The 19,574-nt window shown below is 71.1% G+C and carries 19 protein-coding genes; 8 read left to right on the top strand and 11 right to left on the bottom strand.

Translation table 11 applies throughout. The features are described 5' to 3' along the window. Position 1: 1 nt before the first annotated feature. Positions 2–280: a GNAT family N-acetyltransferase gene (locus ACWDX7_RS27315; RefSeq protein ID WP_451493193.1), complete on the bottom strand. Its 279-nt coding sequence runs from the start codon at positions 278–280 to the stop codon at positions 2–4. A 304-nt stretch (positions 281–584) separates the two neighbouring features. Here ACWDX7_RS27315 and ACWDX7_RS27310 point away from each other — a divergent pair, with 304 nt between their 5' ends. From ACWDX7_RS27310 to ACWDX7_RS27300, 3 genes are all read left to right on the top strand, one after another. Beyond that, on the top strand, positions 585–1,193 hold the full coding sequence (locus ACWDX7_RS27310; RefSeq protein WP_451493175.1) for a LysE family translocator: 609 nt from the start codon (positions 585–587) through the stop codon (positions 1,191–1,193). 354 nt (positions 1,194–1,547) lie between these two features. Continuing rightward, positions 1,548–2,555, top strand: coding sequence for a C40 family peptidase (locus ACWDX7_RS27305; RefSeq protein ID WP_451493194.1), 1,008 nt, complete (start codon positions 1,548–1,550; stop codon positions 2,553–2,555). A gap of 203 nt (positions 2,556–2,758) precedes the next feature. Further along, the gene (locus ACWDX7_RS27300) at positions 2,759–3,526 is read left to right on the top strand and encodes a phosphatase PAP2 family protein (protein ID WP_451493176.1); all 768 of its coding nucleotides are present in this window, start codon (positions 2,759–2,761) and stop codon (positions 3,524–3,526) included. Between the two features lie 173 nt (positions 3,527–3,699). On the opposite strand, the gene ACWDX7_RS27295 is transcribed toward ACWDX7_RS27300, so the two are convergent. After that, positions 3,700–3,933: a hypothetical protein gene (locus ACWDX7_RS27295; protein ID WP_451493177.1), complete on the bottom strand. Its 234-nt coding sequence runs from the start codon at positions 3,931–3,933 to the stop codon at positions 3,700–3,702. 164 nt (positions 3,934–4,097) lie between these two features. Next, positions 4,098–4,325, bottom strand: a complete 228-nt coding sequence (locus tag ACWDX7_RS27290; RefSeq protein WP_451493178.1) for a hypothetical protein — start codon at positions 4,323–4,325, stop codon at positions 4,098–4,100. Between the two features lie 530 nt (positions 4,326–4,855). Between ACWDX7_RS27290 and ACWDX7_RS27285 the strand changes: the two genes are divergently transcribed. Together ACWDX7_RS27285 and ACWDX7_RS27280 are read left to right on the top strand one after the other, a co-directional pair. Beyond that, positions 4,856–5,689 (top strand): hypothetical protein, encoded by an 834-nt coding sequence (locus ACWDX7_RS27285; protein WP_451493179.1) that lies wholly within the window; start codon positions 4,856–4,858, stop codon positions 5,687–5,689. A gap of 146 nt (positions 5,690–5,835) precedes the next feature. After that, a complete protein-coding gene (locus ACWDX7_RS27280; protein ID WP_355409610.1) occupies positions 5,836–5,988 on the top strand; it encodes a hypothetical protein in 153 nt (50 codons plus the stop codon). Between the two features lie 44 nt (positions 5,989–6,032). On the opposite strand, the gene ACWDX7_RS27275 is transcribed toward ACWDX7_RS27280, so the two are convergent. After that, positions 6,033–6,365 carry a metal-sensitive transcriptional regulator gene (locus tag ACWDX7_RS27275; RefSeq protein ID WP_451493180.1) on the bottom strand — a complete coding sequence of 111 codons (333 nt, stop codon included), beginning with the start codon at positions 6,363–6,365 and terminating at the stop codon, positions 6,033–6,035. Between the two features lie 208 nt (positions 6,366–6,573). Here ACWDX7_RS27275 and ACWDX7_RS27270 point away from each other — a divergent pair, with 208 nt between their 5' ends. Together ACWDX7_RS27270 and ACWDX7_RS27265 are read left to right on the top strand one after the other, a co-directional pair. Continuing rightward, on the top strand, positions 6,574–7,194 hold the full coding sequence (locus ACWDX7_RS27270) for a DUF47 domain-containing protein (RefSeq protein ID WP_451493181.1): 621 nt from the start codon (positions 6,574–6,576) through the stop codon (positions 7,192–7,194). 5 nt (positions 7,195–7,199) lie between these two features. After that, positions 7,200–8,198 (top strand): anion permease, encoded by a 999-nt coding sequence (locus ACWDX7_RS27265; protein ID WP_451493182.1) that lies wholly within the window; start codon positions 7,200–7,202, stop codon positions 8,196–8,198. 327 nt (positions 8,199–8,525) lie between these two features. Here ACWDX7_RS27265 and pstB read toward each other — a convergent pair whose 3' ends face one another. From pstB to mshD, 7 genes are all read right to left on the bottom strand, one after another. Further along, positions 8,526–9,302: a phosphate ABC transporter ATP-binding protein PstB gene (pstB, locus tag ACWDX7_RS27260; protein WP_451493183.1), complete on the bottom strand. Its 777-nt coding sequence runs from the start codon at positions 9,300–9,302 to the stop codon at positions 8,526–8,528. Positions 9,303–9,334: 32 nt separating this feature from the next. Then, positions 9,335–10,411 carry a phosphate ABC transporter permease PstA gene (pstA, locus tag ACWDX7_RS27255; RefSeq protein WP_451493184.1) on the bottom strand — a complete coding sequence of 359 codons (1,077 nt, stop codon included), beginning with the start codon at positions 10,409–10,411 and terminating at the stop codon, positions 9,335–9,337. Continuing rightward, positions 10,408–11,409 (bottom strand): phosphate ABC transporter permease subunit PstC, encoded by a 1,002-nt coding sequence (gene pstC, locus ACWDX7_RS27250; protein WP_451493185.1) that lies wholly within the window; start codon positions 11,407–11,409, stop codon positions 10,408–10,410. Before pstC ends, pstA begins: the two co-directional genes overlap by 4 nt. A 90-nt stretch (positions 11,410–11,499) precedes the next feature. After that, on the bottom strand, positions 11,500–12,639 hold the full coding sequence (gene pstS / locus ACWDX7_RS27245; RefSeq protein ID WP_451493186.1) for a phosphate ABC transporter substrate-binding protein PstS: 1,140 nt from the start codon (positions 12,637–12,639) through the stop codon (positions 11,500–11,502). Between the two features lie 244 nt (positions 12,640–12,883). Then, positions 12,884–13,870: a CHAD domain-containing protein gene (locus ACWDX7_RS27240; protein ID WP_451493187.1), complete on the bottom strand. Its 987-nt coding sequence runs from the start codon at positions 13,868–13,870 to the stop codon at positions 12,884–12,886. Next, positions 13,851–16,100, bottom strand: coding sequence for an RNA degradosome polyphosphate kinase (locus ACWDX7_RS27235; protein WP_451493188.1), 2,250 nt, complete (start codon positions 16,098–16,100; stop codon positions 13,851–13,853). The genes ACWDX7_RS27240 and ACWDX7_RS27235 overlap by 20 nt, the downstream gene beginning before the upstream one ends. A gap of 426 nt (positions 16,101–16,526) precedes the next feature. Beyond that, positions 16,527–17,456, bottom strand: coding sequence for a mycothiol synthase (gene mshD, locus ACWDX7_RS27230; RefSeq protein ID WP_451493189.1), 930 nt, complete (start codon positions 17,454–17,456; stop codon positions 16,527–16,529). Between the two features lie 167 nt (positions 17,457–17,623). Between mshD and ACWDX7_RS27225 the strand changes: the two genes are divergently transcribed. Then, entirely contained in the window at positions 17,624–19,441 is a 1,818-nt protein-coding gene (locus ACWDX7_RS27225) for a bifunctional metallophosphatase/5'-nucleotidase (RefSeq protein ID WP_451493190.1), read from the top strand. The last annotated feature ends 133 nt before the right edge of the window (positions 19,442–19,574 follow it).

Here is a 19,574-nt window from a genome sequence, read left to right as displayed (position 1 = left end):
GTCACCTGTCGGGGCGGATGAGCCGCATCTCCAGGGCGGACCGGAGGGCGCCGTCGACCTCCTCGACGTCCTTGACGACCTGCTCCGTACGGAAGCCGAGCCGCTGGTAGGTCCGCACGGCCGCGGTGTTGTGAGCCCGGACACAGAGGTCCGTCTCCCGCAGGCCCAGACCGCCGAAGGCGCGCTCGACCACCAGCGGGACCAGCGCTCCGCCGAGGCCCCGGCCGCGCGCCTCGGGAGCGATCAGGACCTGGCCGAGGCGGGTGCCGCGGAGCGACAGGTGCCCGACGAAGTGTTCGCCGGGGTGTTCGCCGGTGTTCGCCGGAGGCGAGGGCCGTCCAGATGAGGCGGCCCGGCTCGGCGGCGTAGGCGGCGGGCTGCCCGTCGTCCAGAGGCCAGGAGAAGGCGGAACCGGCCCGGGTCCTCACCTCGGTGGGGGTGGTCACCCACGCGCGCAGCACGGGCATGTCCTCGGCCGGGCGGAAGGGGCGCAGGGAGACGGGCGGACGGCTTGGGCTCATCCACCAGGCATGCGCCGATGAATCGACTTGATCCATAAGAGGACGGGCGGCCAGCATCTCCGTATGACAGAAGTGATCGCAGTCGCCGTCATCACCCTTCTCGCCGTGATCAGTCCCGGCGCCGATTTCGCCATGGTGGTCCGCAACAGCTATCTCTACGGGCGGCCGACGGGGCTGTTCGCCGCCGCCGGGGTCGCGGCCGGTGTGCTGGTCCACGTCTCGTACACGATGCTCGGCGTGGGCCTGCTGATCGCTTCCTCCACCACCCTCTTCACGGTGATCAAGCTGGCTGGTGCGGCGTATCTGGTGTGGATCGGGATCCGTACCTTCCGGGCGCGGACCGAGGTGGTCGTGGATCTGGAGTCGAAGCCGCGGCTGACCCGGCTCGGGGCCATGCGCTCCGGGTTCCTGACGAACGTGCTGAACCCGAAGACCACGTTGTTCGTCGTGTCGACCTTTACGCAGGTGGTCGGGCCCGAGACCGCGCTGTGGCAGCAGGCCGGCTACGGGCTGTTCATGTCGGTTGCGCACCTGGGCTGGTTCGGGGCGGTGGCGCTGTTCTTCTCCACGCCCCGGCTCCGCGACCGGATGCTGAAGGCGCAGAAGGCACTGAACCGGGCGATCGGGTCGGTGCTGGTGGGGCTGGGTGTGGGGCTGGGCTTCGCCCGCTGACCGGCGCGCGTGTCCGGCCCGTACGCCGCCCGCGTACGCCGCCGGGCCGACGCCGCCCACGTACGCCGCCGGGCCGACGCCGCCCACGTACGCCGCCCACGTACGCCCCCGCGTACGCCGGACCGTCCGCATGCCCCCCGGCCTCGCTGACCTTTCGCCGAACGGCCGGGGGACTGGACGGTTGTCCGCGATCGCGCCGAGGATGTTCCGGGAGGGCGTGGGCCCGCGCGCGGAGGGTGTGGCGGGCGGTGGGGGCCGCGGGGTAGCAAGTGGGCTAGTACGACAGGCGACACGGGCAAATCGCGGCGGAAAGCTACGGCGATGGGGGAGGGTTGGCGGGTGCGCAGATTCTGGATGGCCGGCGGCATCGGGTTCGGGTTGTGCTTGAGCTTTCTCGTACTGCTCGTCGTGGGGACGTACTCCGCCGCGGCGGGCCTGGTGGCGGCCGGGGCGGGCGGGAGCGCGGTGGGCCTCGTGAAGGGCGCGGTGCCCGCGAAGTACCAGGCGCTGGTGGAGAAGTGGGGAAATCTCTGCCCGGCCATCAACCCGGCTCTGCTCGCTGCCCAGTTGTATTCGGAGAGCGGCTGGAACCCCAGCGCCGTCAGTCCCGCCGACGCGCGCGGTATCGCGCAGTTCATCCCGGGCACCTGGGCGGGCCACGGAATTGACGGGGACCGGGACGGGGACCGGGACATCTGGGACCCCAACGACGCGATCCCCTCGGCCGCCTCGTACGACTGCGAGCTGTCCAAGGACGTGGCGAGCGTCCCCGGCGACGCGACGCACAACATGCTGGCCGCCTACAACGCGGGGGCCTACGCGGTCATCAAGTACGGCGGGGTGCCCCCGTACAAGGAGACCCAGGGCTATGTGAAGACGATCACGACGCTGGCCAAGAGCTTCGCCCGGCCCCTCGGGCGGGTCGCTCCCTCCCAACAGGCCGCGGGCGCCATCTATTTCGCGCAGAAGCAGCTGGGCACGCCGTACCTGTGGGGTGGCAACGGAACGCCCGACCAGGACGGGCGGTTCGACTGCTCGGGGCTGACCAAGGCCGCCTACGAGTCGGTGGGGATCGAGCTGCCGCGCGTGGCCAACGACCAGTACAACGCCGGTTCGCATCCCTCGCGCGATGAGCTGCTCCCCGGTGATCTGGTCTTCTTCTCCGATGATTTGACGAACTCTCGGGACATCCGGCACGTCGGCTTGTACGTCGGCGGGGGCTACATGATCAACGCTCCGTACACCGGTGCCGTCATCCGCTTCGACAAGATCGACACGCCTGACTACTTCGGTGCGACGCGCGTGACCAAGGACGGTGCGGAGGCGCTTCCGGATCGGTCGGCGCCCGGACGGACCCCGTAGCAACTCTCCGTGAGGCCAAGGCCCTGAGCTGCGAGGACGAGTCACTCTTCGATAACGTTGGAGTGATCATTCGGTGGAGAGTGGAACGTAGCTGCCAGAACGGGCGTTCCATGGATGGGGAGCTTGATCAAGTGGGGGGCGAAGGGGCGCACACCGTCGTGCGTCCGTAGGCAACCACGGCAAGAGCAAGGGGCCGCATCGCCATGGCTGGACTCGCGACCGGTGGGCCGAATGTGGATGTCAGCCTGCTGTACGAGATCAACGGACTGGCCCGGCAGGCCCCGGACTGGTTCGACCGGGCCGTGAGTCTGGCCGGTGAATACGGGATTCCGCTGGCCCTGGTGCTCCTGGTCCTCTGGTGCTGGCGCAGCGCCCGCCGACAGGACGAGGACACGGCGGTCGAGGCGTTCGCCGCGCTGGTGTGGGCTCCGCTCGCGGCCGGGCTGGCCCTCCTCATCAACGTGCCCTTGCGTGAACTCGTGGGCCGGCCCCGTCCGTTCCGGCAGCACGAGGGTTTGCAGGTCATCGACAGCGGCCTCGATACGGGCTTCGGCACCGGCCCCGGTACCGGTTTCTTCGGTACGGGCTCTGCGCGGAGCGACTTCTCCTTCGTCAGCGACCACGCCACCCTCGCGATGGCGCTGGGCGTCGGCCTGTTCATCGCGAGCCGGAAGTTCGGGCTCGCCGGGATCGCACTCGCCCTCGCCGGGGGCGCCTGCCGCGTGTACACGGGCGTCCACTACCCGACGGATGTCATCGGCGGCCTCGCGCTCGGCACCGCGGTCGTCCTGGTCCTCGCGCCGCTCGCGATGGCGCTGCTGACCCCGCTCGTGCGGGCGGTGGCCGGTTCGCCGCGGCTCGGGCGGCTCGTCCGCGCCAAGAGCCGGCGCCCGGCCCTGGCGGTCGGCCTGGCGCAGGCCAACACCCCGACGGCGGGGCGGCGTACGCCCGAGAGCGACCTCGCGGCCTGAGCGCGCCGCGGACGGCTGCGCGGAGCGGCGGCTTCCGCGACTGAGCCGCGTACGTCCGGGTGCGCGGGCTCAGGCGTGGGCGTACGACTCCCATACGGCGAGCAGCGCGGCCAGCACCAGGCACAGGGCCGCCGCCCCGAAGCACAGGCGCACCGCCGGGCGGGACCGGGGGGTCACCGTTCACCGCGCCCGGCGCCGTCGTGAGGGCGGTGGCGGGCGCGCAGCCACCAGCCGGTGGCCGCGGCGGCCGCGGTGGTGAGTCCGATGGCCAGGGCGACGTCGGCGGGTCCGTCCGCCGAACCCACGGGTGCGGCGGCCCAGGCCGCGCCGGCCGGCGCGAGGACGAGGAGCAGGGCCCAGAGAAGGGCCCAGAGAAGGGCCGCGAGGCGGGCTGCGGGTCCTGGCATGAGTCAAGGGCATCCGGTGCCCGGCGGGTCGGCCAGCCGGGCCGTCCGAACGGGCGACGCGCCGTGACCGAAGGGGGCCCGGATCCGCCTCCGCCCGCCGCCCGCCCGGGGTCGCGACCGCGGCTTCGGCCTGCCCAGGTCCGCGCCCGACGCCGGTCCCGGGGCTACGAGGCGGAGTGCCGGTCGGCGTCCCGGCGGGCGAGATCGCGGGAGCGGCGCGCCGGTCCGGTCCAGCCGCAGGTGCAGGCGGCCAGGCAGAACGAGCCGCGCTCGGCGGTGGAGGTGGTGTGCGTGGTGGGTGGCTGCGGCGGTTCGACGGGTCCCGACGAGAGCCGCGGGAGCGGCAGAGAGTCAAGTGGAGGGACCAGGGTCGCTTCGGTGTGCGGTTCCACGCCTCCACGGTACCCGGGGCCGGGCAGCGCCCGGCCGGGCTGTCCGGAACCGCGCGCGGGCTCGCGGGCCGGGCTGTCCGGAACCGCGTGCGGGCTCGCGGGACACGGTGCGGCGGGCGGGCGCAGGGGGGCGGCAGCGGCCCGATGGAACTGGGGATCGGGCCGGCCGGAACCGCGTGCGGGTCTGGGCCCGGCCGTCCGAACCGCGTGCGGGCTCACGGGTCCGGCCGCCGCAGAGCGCCCACGGGTCGGCAGGACTGGCTGGATCCGCGGGCCGGGCCGTGCCGAACCGCGTGCGCAGGGCGCGCTGCGGCGGGGTGCTCCGGAGCAGGCAGGGCGGGGCGGACCGGGCTGTCCGGGACCGCGTGCCGGTGCGCGCGGCGTGCTGCGGCGGGGGTGCCCGGGGTGTCCCGGAAAGCGCGGGAAGCCGGGTCCGGGCCGGGGGCCGTGACGGGAGACCTTGGATCTCGTTAACCGAGCGGGTGGGGGCCTCGGGCAAGCAGCGGTTATGCGTTGGGGGTTGGCAGGCGATGGTGGTGCACCAGCTCAGGCGGCGGCGCGGGCGTGCGGGCGAGGCGGTGCTCGCCCTCGGCGTCACCTTGACGCTGGCGGTGGTGAGCGGGTGCGCGCGCGCCGGCGCCAGCGACGACCGGCCTCCGGCGGACGCGGCGGCCGCGGTCCGCGGGGCCGCCGACGCACTGGTCAGGACGGGCAGCGCCCAGGCCCGTACGGCCATGGAGATGGCCGCGGGCGGGACCAGGGTCACGATCCGCGGCGAGGGCGGGGTCGACTTCAAGAACCGGATGGGCCAGCTCCTGGTGATGCTCCCCGCCGACGTGACCGGCAAGGCGGGTCACCGGCCGATCACCGAACTGCTCGCCCCCGGCGCGCTCTACATGAAGAACCGGGGCGCGGGCGTCCCCGCCGACAAGTGGGTGCGGATCGACACGACGGCGCTCGCCGACGGAAACCTGGTGACGGGCGGCGCCACCGACCCGCTGGCAGCGGCCGAGCTGCTGCGGGGTGCGCAGGAGGTGACGTACGTCGGGGAGACCGAGGTGGCGGGCACCAAGGTGCGGCACTACCGGGGGACCACGGACATCGGACGGGCCGCGCGGAGCGCCTCACCCGAGGGCAAGGGGGCGCTGGAGGCGGCGGCGAAAGGGTTCAGCACGGACACCGTGCCGTTCGACGCGTACCTGGACGAGGAGGGGCGACTGCGGAAGGTCCGCCACCGGTTCACGTACGTCAACAATGGCGTGATCGATGTCTCTTCGACAACGCTGCTGTACGGGTTCGGGTCGCCGGTGACGGTCGTATTGCCCCCGAGTGGGGACATTTATGCCGGGAAGATCGCCGAATAGCGGTGACCGGGCCCTGGCCGGGTAGCCGGAAATGGTCCATCCGTGTCATGCGCGGTGCGGTGGGGGCTCCCTACGCTGAGCAGCGGGGCGCCGGCGGCGACCGCTGACCTGACCGAGTGCCATGACGGCAGATTGAGGTGACACGCGTGACTCCCGCAGGCGGTACGACGGTGCAGGACCACGTGGCGCTCGCCGAGATCGAGCTGTGCGGTGAGCTGATCATCGCCGCGTCCGCGGCCGATGAGGAGCGGATGAGCCTGGACCGGATCGACGAGGTCCTGCTGGGCCTCGGCTCCTGAGCCGCGGCCGGGCCGCCGCACCGAGGCGGCCCGCGGGCAGCGGCTCAGGTGCGCAGGAGGCGGGCGATGGCCTTCGTGGCCTCCTCGACCTTCGCGTCGATCTCCGCTCCGCCCTTGACGGCCGCGTCGGCCACGCAGTGGCGCAGGTGCTCCTCCAGCAGCTGGAGCGCGAAGGACTGGAGCGCCTTCGTGCTCGCCGAGACCTGCGTGAGTATGTCGATGCAGTACACGTCCTCGTCCACGAGCCGCTGGAGTCCGCGGATCTGGCCCTCGATCCGGCGCAGCCGCTTGAGGTGCTCGTCCTTCTGGTGGTGGTAGCCGTGGACCGGGGCCGTCCCCGCACCGGCTCCGGGGCCCTCCGCCTCGATGGTCGTCATGCGTCCTCCCGTGGTCCGGAACGAGGGGGCGCATACCTGGGTACATACCCCTCTTGGGTATAGGATACCGGCCCCCGGCCGAAGGGACAGGGGGCCCGTGGTCCTCACTCTGCCCGATGGAGGACACTGGGGAAGCGCCGGTTAGCCGTGGCCGGGGGATGCGCCTAGCATCAGCCTGACCGAATCCAATGCACCCCGAGGACCTCACGTGCGATTTCGTCTGACCCCCAGGGAGACGAGCTTCTACGACATGTTCGCCGCATCCGCGGACAACATCGTCACGGGCTCGAAGCTCCTGATGGAACTGCTCGGAGCGGAGACCTCCGCCCGGGCCGAGATCGCGGAGCGGATGCGGGCGGCGGAGCACGCGGGGGACGACGCGACCCACGCGATCTTCCACCAGCTGAACTCCTCCTTCATCACGCCGTTCGACCGCGAGGACATCTACAACCTCGCCTCCTGCCTCGACGACATCATGGACTTCATGGAGGAGGCGGTCGACCTGGTCGTCCTCTACAACGTGGAGGAGCTCCCCAAGGGTGTCGAGCAGCAGATCGAGGTGCTGGCACGGGCCGCCGAGCTGACGGCCGAGGCCATGCCGCACCTGCGGACGATGGAGAACCTCACCGAGTACTGGATCGAGGTCAACCGCCTTGAGAACCAGGCCGACCAGATCCACCGCAAGCTGCTGGCCCAGCTCTTCAACGGCAAGTACGACGCCATCGAGGTGCTGAAGCTCAAGCAGATCGTCGACGTGCTCGAAGAGGCGGCCGACGCGTTCGAGCACGTCGCGAACACGGTGGAGACCATCGCGGTCAAGGAGTCCTGAACCTCGTGGACACCTTCGCTCTGGTCGTGACCATCGGTGTCGCGCTCGGCTTCACGTATACGAATGGTTTTCACGACTCCGCGAACGCGATCGCGACCTCCGTCTCGACCCGTGCGCTGACGCCGCGTGCCGCGCTCGCGATGGCCGCGGTGATGAACCTCGCCGGCGCCTTCCTGGGCAGCGGGGTCGCCAAGACGGTCAGCAAGGGCCTGATCGAGACGCCGCACGGCAACAGGGGCATGTGGATCCTGTTCGCCGCGCTGGTGGGCGCGATCGTATGGAATCTGATCACCTGGTACTTCGGCCTGCCCTCGTCCTCCTCGCACGCGCTGTTCGGCGGCATGGTGGGCGCGGCGCTCGCGGGCGGCATCGGGGTGCTCTGGGACGGGGTGGTCGAGAAGGTCGTCATCCCGATGTTCATCTCGCCGGTCGTCGGTCTGGTGGCCGGCTACCTGGTGATGGTGGTCATCCTGTGGATGTTCCGCCGGGCCAACCCGCACAAGGCGAAGCGCGGTTTCCGTATCGCGCAGACGGTGTCCGCGGCGGGCATGGCGCTCGGCCACGGCCTCCAGGACGCGCAGAAGACGATGGGCATCGTCGTGATGGCGCTGGTCATCGCGGACGTGCAGTCGGCCGACGCGGCGATCCCGATGTGGGTCAAGATCGCGTGCGCCGTGATGCTGTCGCTGGGTACGTACGCGGGCGGCTGGCGCATCATGCGCACGCTGGGCCGCAAGATCATCGAGCTGGACCCGCCGCAGGGCTTCGCGGCGGAGACCACCGGTGCCTCGATCATGTTCGGCTCGGCGTTCCTCTTCCACGCGCCGATCTCCACCACCCACGTGATCACCTCGGCGATCATGGGTGTGGGAGCGACGAAGCGGGTGAACGCGGTCCGCTGGGGCGTCGCCAAGAACATCATCCTGGGCTGGTTCATCACCATGCCGGCCGCGGCCCTGGTCGCCGCGGTCAGCTTCTGGATCGTCGACCTGGCCTTCGTCTGACCTGGCCTTCGCCTCACCGGCGGCCGCCGGCGGGCGAACGCAAGCGGGCCGGCTCCCCCCACCCAGGGGGAGCCGGCCCTTTCTTTCTTCCGCCTTGCGGTGGCACCGCCATGCAGCACCGCAGGACGTTCTGTGAAGCCGCCGGTGTTCGCCGGAGCGGCCCAGGCCCTGTCCGGGCGATCTCCGCGGGCCCGTGCTGCCTGGCACGGCGCCTCCCTGTGTTGTCGGAGCGCGCGAGTACGGCCACGTACGAGCTGCGCCCCTCCGCCTTGCGATGCACCGCACCAGGCAACGCGGCCTGATCCACGAAGACCGCCATGACAGGACCTAGCCGAAGCGGCCCGAGATGTAGTCCTCGGTCGCCTGCACGGAGGGGTTGGAGAAGATCCGGTCCGTGTCGTCGAGCTCGATCAGCTTGCCGGGCTGGCCGACCGCCGAGAGGTTGAAGAAGGCGGTGCGGTCCGAGACGCGGGCCGCCTGCTGCATGTTGTGCGTCACGATGACGATCGTGAAGCGCTCCTTGAGCTCGCCGATCAGGTCCTCGATCGCGAGGGTGGAGATCGGGTCGAGGGCGGAGCAGGGCTCGTCCATGAGCAGGACCTGCGGCTCGACCGCGATGGCGCGGGCGATGCACAGGCGCTGCTGCTGGCCGCCGGAGAGGCCGGATCCCGGCTTGTTGAGGCGGTCCTTGACCTCGTTCCAGAGGTTGGCGCCCTTGAGCGACTTCTCGACGATGTCGCCGAGCTCGGACTTCTTGAAGTTGCCGTTCAGGCGCAGTCCGGCCGCCACGTTGTCGAAGATCGACATGGTGGGGAAGGGGTTCGGGCGCTGGAAGACCATGCCGACGGTGCGGCGGACCGCGACGGGGTCCACGCCGGGGGCGTACAGGTTCTCGTCGTCCAGCAGGACCTTGCCCTCGACGCGGCCGCCGGGGGTGACCTCGTGCATGCGGTTGAGGGTGCGCAGGAAGGTGGACTTGCCGCAGCCGGAGGGGCCGATGAAGGCGGTCACGGAACGGGGTTCCACGGTCATCGAGATGTCGTCGATCGCCTTGTGGGTGCCGTAGAAGGCGGAGAGGCCGCTGACGTCGATTCGCTTGGCCATGAGGGGGTCACTTCGCTTTCGTACGAGTCGCGTCAGCGACCGGTCTTCGGGGCCTTCCAGCGGGCGATGCCGCGGGCCACCAGGTTGAGGATCATGACGAAGGCGATCAGGACGAGCGCTGCGGCCCATGCCCGGTCCATCGAGGCGTCGGTGCCCACGACGTACTGCTCGTACACGTAGAGCGGCAGCGACGACTGGGCGCCTTCGAAGGGGTTCGGGTTGATCAGCTTCGTGCCGAAGACGAGCAGCAGCACCGGGGCCGTCTCACCCGTGATGCGGGCGACGGCGAGCATCACGCCGGTGGTGATACCGCCGATGGCCGTGGGGATGACCACCTTCAGGATGGTGCGCCACTTCGGGACTCCGAGGGCGAGGGAGGCCTCGCGGAGCTCGTTCGGGACGAGCTTGAGCATCTCCTCGGTGGACCGGACGACGACCGGCATCATCAGGATCGCCAGCGCCATGGCGCCCGCGAATCCGGAGGGCCCGAAGCCCAGGATCAGGTTCCACGTGGCGAGGACGAACAGGCCCGCGACGATCGACGGGATGCCCGTCATGACGTCGACGAAGAAGGTGACCGCCTTGGCGAGCTTGCCCCGGCCGTACTCCACGAGGTAGATCGCGGTCAGCATGCCGATCGGCGCGGCGATGAGCGTCGCGATGCCGACCTGCTCCAGGGTGCCGAGCAGGGCGTGGTAGATGCCGCCGCCCGCTTCGACGTCGAGCAGGCCGCCCATCGAGTGGGTCAGGAAGTACGGGTCGAGGACCTTGATGCCCTTGCCGACCGTGATCCAGCCCAGCGACAGCAGCGGCACGACGGCGAGGGCGAAGCAGACCCAGACGACGCTGGTGGCGACGCGGTCCTTCGCCTGGCGGCGGCCTTCGACCTTGCTGGTGATCGCGTAGTTGGCGGTCACGAAGAGCAGGGCGGCGATCAGGCCCCACTGGATCTTGCTGTGCCAGCCCGCGGTCAGGCCGATGCCCGACGCGAGGGCGGCGGAGGCGACGGCGATGGCGGCCGGCGCCCAGCGGGGCAGTCGGGCGTGGGCCAGGGAGGTCTGGGGGAGCGCGGGGGCGGGCCGGCGGTCCTGTTGTACGAGCTGGCTCATGCGTTGGCCCCCGAGTACTCCTTGCGGCGCGCGATGATGAGGCGGGCGGCGCCGTTGACCAGCAGGGTGATGAGGAAGAGGACGAGGCCGGATGCGATGAGCGCGTCACGGCCGAATTCGTCGGCCTCGTTGAACTTGGCGGCGATGTTCTGGGCGAACGTTCCGCCGCCCGGGTCCAGCAGGTGGCCGGAGATCACGAAGCTGGGGGAGAGGACGACGGCGACGGCCATCGTCTCGCCGAGGGCGCGGCCGAGGCCGAGCATCGAGGCGCTGATGATGCCGGAGCGGCCGAAGGGCAGCACCGCGATGCGGATCACTTCCCAGCGCGTGGCGCCGAGGGCCAGGGCGGCCTCCTCGTGCGCCTTGGGCGCCTGGAGGAAGACCTCCCGCGTGACGTTCGTGATGATCGGCAGGATCATGATGGCCAGCAGGATGCCGACCGTGAAGATGTTGCGGGCCACACCTTCGGAGGTCCGCTCGAAGATGTACGTCCAGCCGAGGAACTGGTCCAGCCACTTGTTCAGGCCGCCCAGGTACGGGACCAGGAAGACCGCGCCCCAGAGGCCGTAGATGATGCTCGGTACGGCGGCCAGCAGGTCGACGAGGTAGCCGAGCGGCCCGGCCAGCTTCCGCGGGGCGTAGTGCGAGATGAACAGCGCGATGCCGATCGCGATCGGAACGGCGATGACCATCGCGATGACCGAGCTGACGACCGTGCCGAAGGCGAGCACGGCGATGCCGAACACGGGCGGGTTCGCGGCCGGGTTCCACTCGGATGTGGTGAGGAAGTTCCCCTCGTTCTCGGAGAGGGCGAGCACCGTCCGGTAGGTGAGGAAGGCCGCGATGGCGGCCATGATCACCAGGAGGGTGATGCCGGATCCCCGGGACAGGCCCAGGAAGATCCGGTCTCCGGCACGGCCCGTGCCGCGTCGCGCGCGGGAGGCGCGGGGTGTCGACGGTGGCAGTGTCGGCTGTGCGGGTTGCGTAGCTGTGTCCATGGTCTCTCCGGTCTGCGGAGCGAGCGCTCCAGGCGGCGGTGCACCGGATGGTGCGGCCGGCCCGCGAGGTACGGGGCCGGCCGCGTCGGGTCAGGAGAGGGTGGGGACGATCGCGCGGACCTTGGCCGCGATCTCGGCCGGGACCGGCGCGTAGTGCGCGTCGGTGAGGACCTTCTGGCCCGCGTCGCTGATCGCGTAGTTCAGGAAGGCCTTCAGGGTGGGCAGGGTCTCGGCCTTGTTGCCCTTGTCGCAGACGACCTCGTACGTCACGAGGACCAGCGGGTAGGCGCCCTCGGCCTTGGTGGCGTAGTCCAGGCTCAGGGCCAGGTCGTTGCCGGTGCCCTTGATCTTGGCGGCCGCGATCGCCCTGGAGGCGTTCTCGCTGGTGGCCGCGACCGGGGCGGCGGCGCCCGTGTTCAGGCTGACGGTCTTGATGTTCCCGGACTTCGCGTACGAGAGCTCGAAGTACCCGATGGCGCCTTCGGTGCTCTTGACGTTGGAGGCGACGGAGGAGGAGCCGTTGGCGGCCTGGCCGCCCGCGGCGGGCCAGGACTTCGCCTTCGGGTCGTGCTTCCAGTCGGCCGGGGCGGCCTCGCTCAGGTACTTGCCCAGGTTCTGGGTGGTGCCGGACTCGTCCGAGCGGTGGAAGGCCTGGATGGCGGTGGCGGGCAGGGTGGCGCCCGGGTTCAGCTTCTTGATGGCCTCGTCGTCCCACTTGGTGATCTTCGAGTCGAAGATCTTGGCCAGGGTGGGCGCGTCGAGGACGAGGTTGTCGACACCGCTCAGGTTGTAGCCGATGGCGACCGGGCCGCCGACCAGGGGCAGGTTGATGCCCTGGCCGCCGGTGCAGATCTTCTGCGAGTCGGCGACCTCGTTCTCCTTGAGCGCGGAGTCGGAGCCGGCGAAGGCCACCTGGCCCTGGTTGAACTTGGTGATGCCACCGCCGGAGCCGATGGCCTGGTAGTTGATCTCCACGCCCGGGCAGGCGGCCTGGAAGCCCTTGACCCACAGGTCCATGGCGTTCTTCTGCGCCGTCGAGCCGGCGGCCAGCAGTTGGCCCTTTGCGTCGTCGCACTTGACGTCGCCCGCGGCCACGGGCGGCTTCGCCGTGCCGTCACCGGCCGTCTTGGTGTTGTCGTCCGAGCCGCACGCCGAGAGAACCAGGGCACCGGACACGACGAGGGCCCCGAGGGCGGAGGCACGAAGCCGGTTCTTGCGCTGAAGCTTCACTTTCGGGTGTTCCTTCCAGAAGCCGCCGGCCGCTTTCTGTATCGGGGCGGCGTGCGAAGAGGACTACGTGGGTGGCGCGGGGGAGCGGCTCGACCTGCGGGCGACTCGTACCGTGCACAGTCGAAATTAGGCCGGACAAGTGAAGCGGCCGACCGGGCCGGGTGAACGGACGGTGAACCGTGGCGGACGGCCCGGTGCGGTTGCGCCGGTTTGTGCACGGCTGTAAGCGGGCGTTATCCCGCCGTTACCGTGGTGTGGCCGCCAGCTCCGGCAGCCACAGCTGGTGGAAGGCGAGACGGGCGGCCTCGACCTCGTGGCGCTGGTCGGCGTGGAGCACGCCCAGGGCGTACGCGGTCGCCGGGGCGATGCGCGGCGTGCGGGCGGCCGTCGCCGAGGCGGCCGCCGCCTCCGACGCGTCGCGGTGGCGGTCCAGGGCCCGGCCCGCCTCCTCCAGCCGGGCCACGTCCTCGCCCAGCGCCTCCCGCGCGTACCGGTGGACCCGCAGGAGTCGGCGTACCTCGTGCCAGGAGGCGTCGTGGTCCGCGTTGTACGGATGGGCGTCCTCGGCCGGCGGCAGCGACGACACGGCCGCCGCGAGCCGGGCCTGCGCCGACTCCGCCAGCGGGACCAGCACGTCCGCCACCCGTCCGCGGGCCGCGACCGGGTCCAGCGGGACCTCGGAGGCCAGTAAGGCCACCGCGTCCGCCACCGCGTGGAAGCGGGCGGAACCGAGCGCCTGGAGCGTGGCCGAATGGGCGCGGGTACGGGCCAGGGTCAGCTGCCGCTCCAGCAGCGCCCCGGCCCGCGCCGAGCCCACCGTGAGCGCGCCGGCCGAGCCCCGCGGCGCCGGTATCTCCGGGGTCCCCGACAGCCGGTGCAGCGCCTCCATGAGCCGGGCGAGCCGGGCGGCGTAGGCGTGCTCGTCGGCGAGGGTCGACGACAGCCACACCAGCTCGGTGCGCAGCCCGTCGGCCCAGGAGGACTCGGTCACCACCCGGAAGGTGGCCAAGGAGCCGCTGATGCGGCGCGCGGCCCCCCGCAGGCCGCGCGCCGCCGAAGCGCTCCCTTCGGCGGACCCGGGCCCGCCCGCCGCCTGCGCGGCGTGTGCCGTGCTCGCCGCCTGCTCGGCGTACAGGCGCATCGCGCGCAGGAAAGCGGTGGCCTGGGAGCGCAGGTACGCGCCGAGCACGTCACCCGCGCCCGCTACGAGGTCATGTTTTGGCTGTGCCACGCCGGCGCCTCCGGGCGTCTATGAGCATCTCCTGAACGTGCCGCAGCGGCTGGCCCTCGTGATCCGTGCTGTGCCGGGTCCATTCGCCGTCCGGACCCAGGTGCCAGGAGGCCGTGAGGTCGGACATCCCGGTTTCCAGCATCCGGTCCAGTGCCGCGCGGTGAGCCGGGTCGGTGACCCGGACCAGTGCCTCGATACGGCGATCGAGGTTGCGGTGCATCATGTCGGCGCTGCCGATCCACACCTCGGGCTCGCCGCCGTTGCCGAAGGCGAAGACCCGGGAGTGTTCGAGGAAGCGGCCGAGGATCGAGCGGACCCGGATGTTCTCCGAGAGTCCGGTGACTCCGGGGCGTACCGCGCAGATGCCGCGGACCCAGATGTCGACGGGGACGCCCGCCTGCGCGGCCCGGTAGAGGGAGTCGATGAGGGCCTCGTCGACGATCGAGTTCATCTTCAGGCGCACGTACGCGGGCCGGCCGGCCCGGTGGTGGGCGGCCTCCTTGTCGATGCGCGCTATCAGTCCGTCCCGCAGCGAGCGCGGCGCCACCAGCAGCCGGCGGTAGGTCTCGCGGCGGGAGTAGCCGGAGAGCCGGTTGAAGAGGTCGGAGAGGTCGGCTCCGACCTGCGGGTCGGCGGTGAGCAGGCCGAGGTCCTCGTACAGCCGGGCGGTCTTGGGGTGGTAGTTGCCGGTGCCGACGTGCGAGTAGCGGCGCAGCTGGTCGCCCTCCTGGCGGACGACGAGGGACAGCTTGCAGTGGGTCTTGAGCCCGACGAGGCCGTACACGACGTGGCAGCCGGACTCCTCCAGCTTGCGCGCCCACTTGATGTTGGCCTGCTCGTCGAAGCGGGCCTTGATCTCGACCAGTACGAGGACCTGCTTGCCCGATTCGGCGGCGTCGATCAGGGCGTCGACGATCGGGGAGTCGCCCGAGGTGCGGTAGAGCGTCTGCTTGATCGCCAGGACGTCCGGGTCGGCGGCGGCCTGCTCCAGGAAGGCCTGCACCGAGGTGGAGAAGGAGTCGTACGGGTGGTGCAGCAGGACGTCCCGCTCGCGCAGGGCGGCGAAGATGTCGGGCGCCGAGGCGGACTCGACCTCGGCGAGGTCCCGGTGGGTGCCGGCGATGAACTTCGGGTACTTCAGCTCCGGCCGGTCCAGGGAGGAGATCCCGAAGAGGGCGGTCAGGTCCAGCGGGCCGGGCAGCGGGTACACCTCCGAGGCGTCGACCTTCAGCTCCTGCACGAGGAGGTCCAGTACGCCGGGGTCGATGGACTCCTCGACCTCCAGGCGGACGGGCGGGCCGAAGCGGCGCCGCATGAGCTCCTTCTCCAGGGCCTGGAGCAGGTTCTCGGCGTCGTCCTCCTCCACCTCCAGGTCCTCGTTGCGGGTCACGCGGAACATGTGGTGCGCGAGCACCTCCATGCCGGGGAACAGCTCCTCCAGGTGCGCGGAGATGACGTCCTCCAGCGGGACGTAGCGCTGCGGGGAGGCCTCCAGGAAGCGGGAGAGGAGCGGCGGGACCTTGACCCGGGCGAAGTGGCGGTGGCCGGTGACCGGGTTGCGTACGACCACGGCCAGGTTCAGGGAGAGGCCCGAGATGTACGGGAAGGGGTGCGCGGGGTCCACGGCCAGCGGGGTGAGCACCGGGAAGATCTGGTTGCGGAACAGCGTGAAGAGGCGGGCCTGCTCCTTCTCCGTGAGGTCGGGCCAGCGGATGAGGTGGACGCCCTCCTCCGCCAGCGCGGGGCAGATGTCCTGCTGGAAGCAGGCGGCGTGCCGGGCCATGAGCTCACGCGAACGCGTCCAGATGAGGTCCAGCACCTCGCGGGGCTGCAGGCCCGAGGCGGACCGGGTGGCGACGCCCGTCGCGATGCGGCGCTTGAGCCCGGCGACGCGGACCATGAAGAACTCGTCGAGGTTGCTCGCGAAGATCGCCAAGAAGTTCGCGCGCTCCAGGAGCGGGGTCGCCGGGTCCTCCGCGAGTTCCAGTACCCGCTCGTTGAAGGCCAGCCAGCTGCGCTCCCGGTCGAGGAAGCGCCCGGCGGGGAGCTCGCCGCCGTCCTTGTCGTCGTAGGCGTCCAGGTCGGCGTCGATGTCGGGTTCGAGGTCTACGTGGGGGCGGTGCGCGGAGATGGAACCGATGCGGGCGTGCGCTCCCGACACCGCGGCGGAGATGTGAGACGGCTGCTGGGCGGGGACCTCGGCGGGGCCTGCGCTGGGCTGGTGGCTCATGAGTCCATTCTTCCGCGCACGCGGCAGGACAGGCGCGTCGGAAGTGTCGGCCGTCAGTCGGAGGCGGGGGTACATGCGGGGAGAGTCGCAAGCGCGTCTTAATGGCCGGTGAATGGCGCATGGCTTCCAGGTCGTGTCGACCGTGTCGCCTGCGGCGGGCTCGGTGGGGTGGGCGCGGCCCTGGCCCTGGCCCTGGCTCTGGCGGGGTGGGGCGGGCCGGGCGGGGCGTGGGGTGGGCGGGTGCGGCGCCGTTGCGGGGCTCTGCCCCGGGCCCCGCGCCTCAAACGCCGGCGGGGCTGGTTCTCGGGGCCCGGCGCCGCAAACGCCGGCGGGGCTGGATCTGGGGGGCTCTGCCCCGGGCCCGGCGCCGCAACGCCGGCGGGGGCTGGTTCTGGGGGCTCGCGTCTTAGGCGCCGGTGGTGGGGGTCAGCTTTCTGTGCGGTACATGAGGTCCACCTCGTGGGTGCGGAAGCCCATGCCCTCGTAGACCGCCAGGGCCGCCGGGTTGTCGGCGTCCACGTAGAGCATGGCGGTGGGCAGGCCCTGGGCCGCCAGGTGGCGCAGGCCGATCGCGGTGAGGGCCTTGCCGAGGCCGCCGCCCTGGGCGCCCGGGAGGACGCCGACCACGTACACCTCGCCCAGGCGCTCCGCCGCGTGGACCTTCGTCCAGTGGAAGCCGACGAGCTCGCCCTCGCGCTCGGCGAGGAAGAAGCCCTTGGCGTCGAACCACGGCTGCGCGATCCGGTCGTCGAGGTCCCGCTGCGTCAGCGAGCCCTGCTCGGGGTGGTGGGCGAAGGCGGCCGCGTTCGCCGCGAGCCAGGCCGCGTCGTCGGCGCCGGGTACGAAGGTGCGGACGGTGACTCCGGCGGGGAGGACCGGCTCCGGCAGCGGGGGAGCGTCCGCGCCGAGCGGGCGGCGCAGCTGGCGCAGTTCGCGGAAGAGGGTCAGGCCGAGCACCTGCGCGAGGTGCCGCGCGGCCGATTTGCCGCCGTGCGCCCAGACCCGGATCCGCTTGCCGGAGGCGGCCAGCAGGGCCATGCCCAGCGCCCGGCCGTGCCCGCGTCCGCGCAGCGACGGGTCCACGACGAGCTCGGCGGCCGGGGCCTCCACCGGGTCGGTGTCCTCCAGTTGCCCGTAACCGGCCAGGCGCCCGGCTTCGGTGAGCAGGAAGTGCCGGACCCCCTCGCGGGGGCCGCCGCGCAGCTGGAGGCGTCCCTGTTCGGACACGGAGGTGGTGCCGTCCGTGCGGGCCGCGTCCTCGATCAGGGCGAGTACGGCGTCGGCCTGTTCCTCCGTCAGTGCGTCGAGGGTCTGAATCTGCCGTCCCGGCTCCAGGGCCGCTGCTGCGTCAGTCATGACACGAGACTACGACCGCGACGGGCGCGCGGGAGCGCGGCCCCGGCGTCGATCCGCCTTCTGCGCGTAACCACCTCGATATCCGTTACCCCCTGTCGCGCTACGCGCGTTGACCATAGGCTGCGAGCCACCTCCCAACTTGTCTCGCTGTCCACGAAGGGGACTCCATGTCAGCGACGCCGCAACGGCACCGCCGCTCCCGCCGGTTGGCCTTCACCGCCCTCGTCGTCACGGCAGGAGCCGGCGCCATGGTCGCCGCCGCGCTGCCGGCCGGGGCCGTGCAGGGTTCCGGCGCCGCCAAGAGCCGGACCGTCGACGTCCAGATGCTGTCGCTCAACGACTTCCACGGCACGCTGGAGCCCCCGCAGGGCTCGTCCGGCCAGGTGACCGAGCGTCAGGCCGACGGCACCACCAAATCCATACCGGCGGGCGGGGTCGAGTACCTGGCGACCAGCCTGCGCGAGGCCCGCAAGGGCCACGAGTACTCCGTCACCGCCGCGGCCGGTGACATGATCGGCGGCAGCCCGATGCTGTCCGGGCTCTTCCACGACGAGCCGACCATCGAGGCGCTGAACAAGCTCGGCCTCGACGTCACGAGCGTCGGCAACCACGAGTTCGACGAGGGTCGCGCCGAGCTGCGCCGGATGCAGTACGGCGGCTGCCACCCGGTCGAGGGCTGCTACGAGTACGGCAAGGAATTCACCGGTTCCGAATTCCAGTACCTCGCCGCGAACGTGACGGACGAGAAGACCCAGCGTCCGATGATGTCGCCCACCTTCGTGTGGAAGAAGGGCGACGTGAAGATCGGCTTCATCGGCGTCACCCTGGAGGGCACTCCGGACGTCGTGACCGCCGAGGGCGTCAAGGGCCTGAAGTTCGGCGACGAGGTCGAGACGATCAACAAGTACGCCGCCGAGCTGAACAAGAAGGGCGTCAAGTCCATCGTGGCGCTGATCCACGAGGGCGGTCTGCCGGCGAGCGGGGCCTACAACTACGACTGCGACGTCCCGGGCGCGGGCGCCGGCATCTCCGGGGCCATCGTCGACATCGCCAAGAACGTCGACGCGAAGGTCGACGCGCTGGTGACCGGCCACACGCACCAGGCCTACGCCTGCAACATCCCCGACCCGGCGGGCAACCCGCGCTCGGTGACCTCGGCGGCCTCGATCGGGCGTCTGTACACGGACACCACCCTCACCTACGACCGGCAGACCAAGGACATCGTCCGTACCCCGGTCAGCTCGCCCAAGCCGGTCAACCACGTCGTGAACCGCGAACAGCCCAAGGCCGCGGACATGACCGACCTGATCCAGCGGTGGAACACCCTGGCCGCCCCGATCGCCAACCGCCCGCAGGGCTTCATCTCGGCGGACATCCCGGGCCGCGGCTCGGCGGAGTTCGAGAAGCCGCTCGGCGACCTGATCGCCGACGCGCAGCTCGCGGCCCTGGCCCCGGCTGACAAGGGCGGCGCGCAGCTGGCCCTCATGAACCCGGGCGGCATCCGCTCGGACCTCGCCTACAAGGCCTCGGGCAGCGAGGGCGACGGGGTCGTGACGTACGGCGAGTCCTTCACCGTCCAGCCGTTCAACAACATGATGAACGTCGTGGACCTGACCGGCGCGCAGCTGATCACCGCGCTCCAGCAGCAGGTCAGCGGCCCGGTCAACGGTGCGAACCCGAAGATCCTGCAGGTGTCGAAGGGCTTCACGTACACGCTCGACATGACGCGGACGGGCGCGGACCGCTTGGTCGTGGACTCGGTGAGGCTGAACGGCGAGGCGATCGACCCCGCCAGGACCTACCGGGTCGCGATGAACGAGTTCCTCGCGGGCGGCGGTGACGGCTTCACCGTCCTGAAGGAGCACAAGAACAAGCTGGTGGGCGCGTCCGACCTGGACTGCTTCAACGCCTACCTGACGAACAACTCCTCGGCTGCCGCTCCGATCGCCCCGCCGGCGGCGGACCGGATCACCGTCATCAAGTAGCACCCGCGTACGGCACCCCTGAAGGGGCGGTGGGCCACCCTTGGGTTCTAGGAGTCGTTGCAACATCCCAGTTCAGGGGATGCGATGGACTTCGAGATCCGTAGGGACCGGACGCCTCAGGGCCCTCGGAAGC

This window comes from Streptomyces sp. NPDC003034 (assembly GCF_053591375.1).
This window is presented reverse-complemented; position numbering and strand designations above follow the sequence as displayed.

Excerpts from the sequence above, each read along its gene's own strand:
- pstB (WP_451493183.1), bottom strand. The coding sequence starts at position 9,302 with ATGGCCAAGCGAATCGACGTCAGCGGCCTCTCCGCCTTCTACGGCACC.
- ACWDX7_RS27310 (WP_451493175.1), top strand. The coding sequence starts at position 585 with ATGACAGAAGTGATCGCAGTCGCCGTCATCACCCTTCTCGCCGTGATC.
- mshD (WP_451493189.1), bottom strand. The coding sequence starts at position 17,456 with ATGACTGACGCAGCAGCGGCCCTGGAGCCGGGACGGCAGATTCAGACC.
- ACWDX7_RS27305 (WP_451493194.1), top strand. The coding sequence starts at position 1,548 with ATGGCCGGCGGCATCGGGTTCGGGTTGTGCTTGAGCTTTCTCGTACTG.
- pstA (WP_451493184.1), bottom strand. The coding sequence starts at position 10,411 with ATGAGCCAGCTCGTACAACAGGACCGCCGGCCCGCCCCCGCGCTCCCC.
- ACWDX7_RS27285 (WP_451493179.1), top strand. The coding sequence starts at position 4,856 with ATGGTGGTGCACCAGCTCAGGCGGCGGCGCGGGCGTGCGGGCGAGGCG.
- pstC (WP_451493185.1), bottom strand. The coding sequence starts at position 11,409 with ATGGACACAGCTACGCAACCCGCACAGCCGACACTGCCACCGTCGACA.
- ACWDX7_RS27295 (WP_451493177.1), bottom strand. The coding sequence starts at position 3,933 with ATGCCAGGACCCGCAGCCCGCCTCGCGGCCCTTCTCTGGGCCCTTCTC.
- ACWDX7_RS27225 (WP_451493190.1), top strand. The coding sequence starts at position 17,624 with ATGTCAGCGACGCCGCAACGGCACCGCCGCTCCCGCCGGTTGGCCTTC.
- ACWDX7_RS27275 (WP_451493180.1), bottom strand. The coding sequence starts at position 6,365 with ATGACGACCATCGAGGCGGAGGGCCCCGGAGCCGGTGCGGGGACGGCC.
- ACWDX7_RS27300 (WP_451493176.1), top strand. The coding sequence starts at position 2,759 with ATGGCTGGACTCGCGACCGGTGGGCCGAATGTGGATGTCAGCCTGCTG.
- ACWDX7_RS27235 (WP_451493188.1), bottom strand. The coding sequence starts at position 16,100 with ATGAGCCACCAGCCCAGCGCAGGCCCCGCCGAGGTCCCCGCCCAGCAG.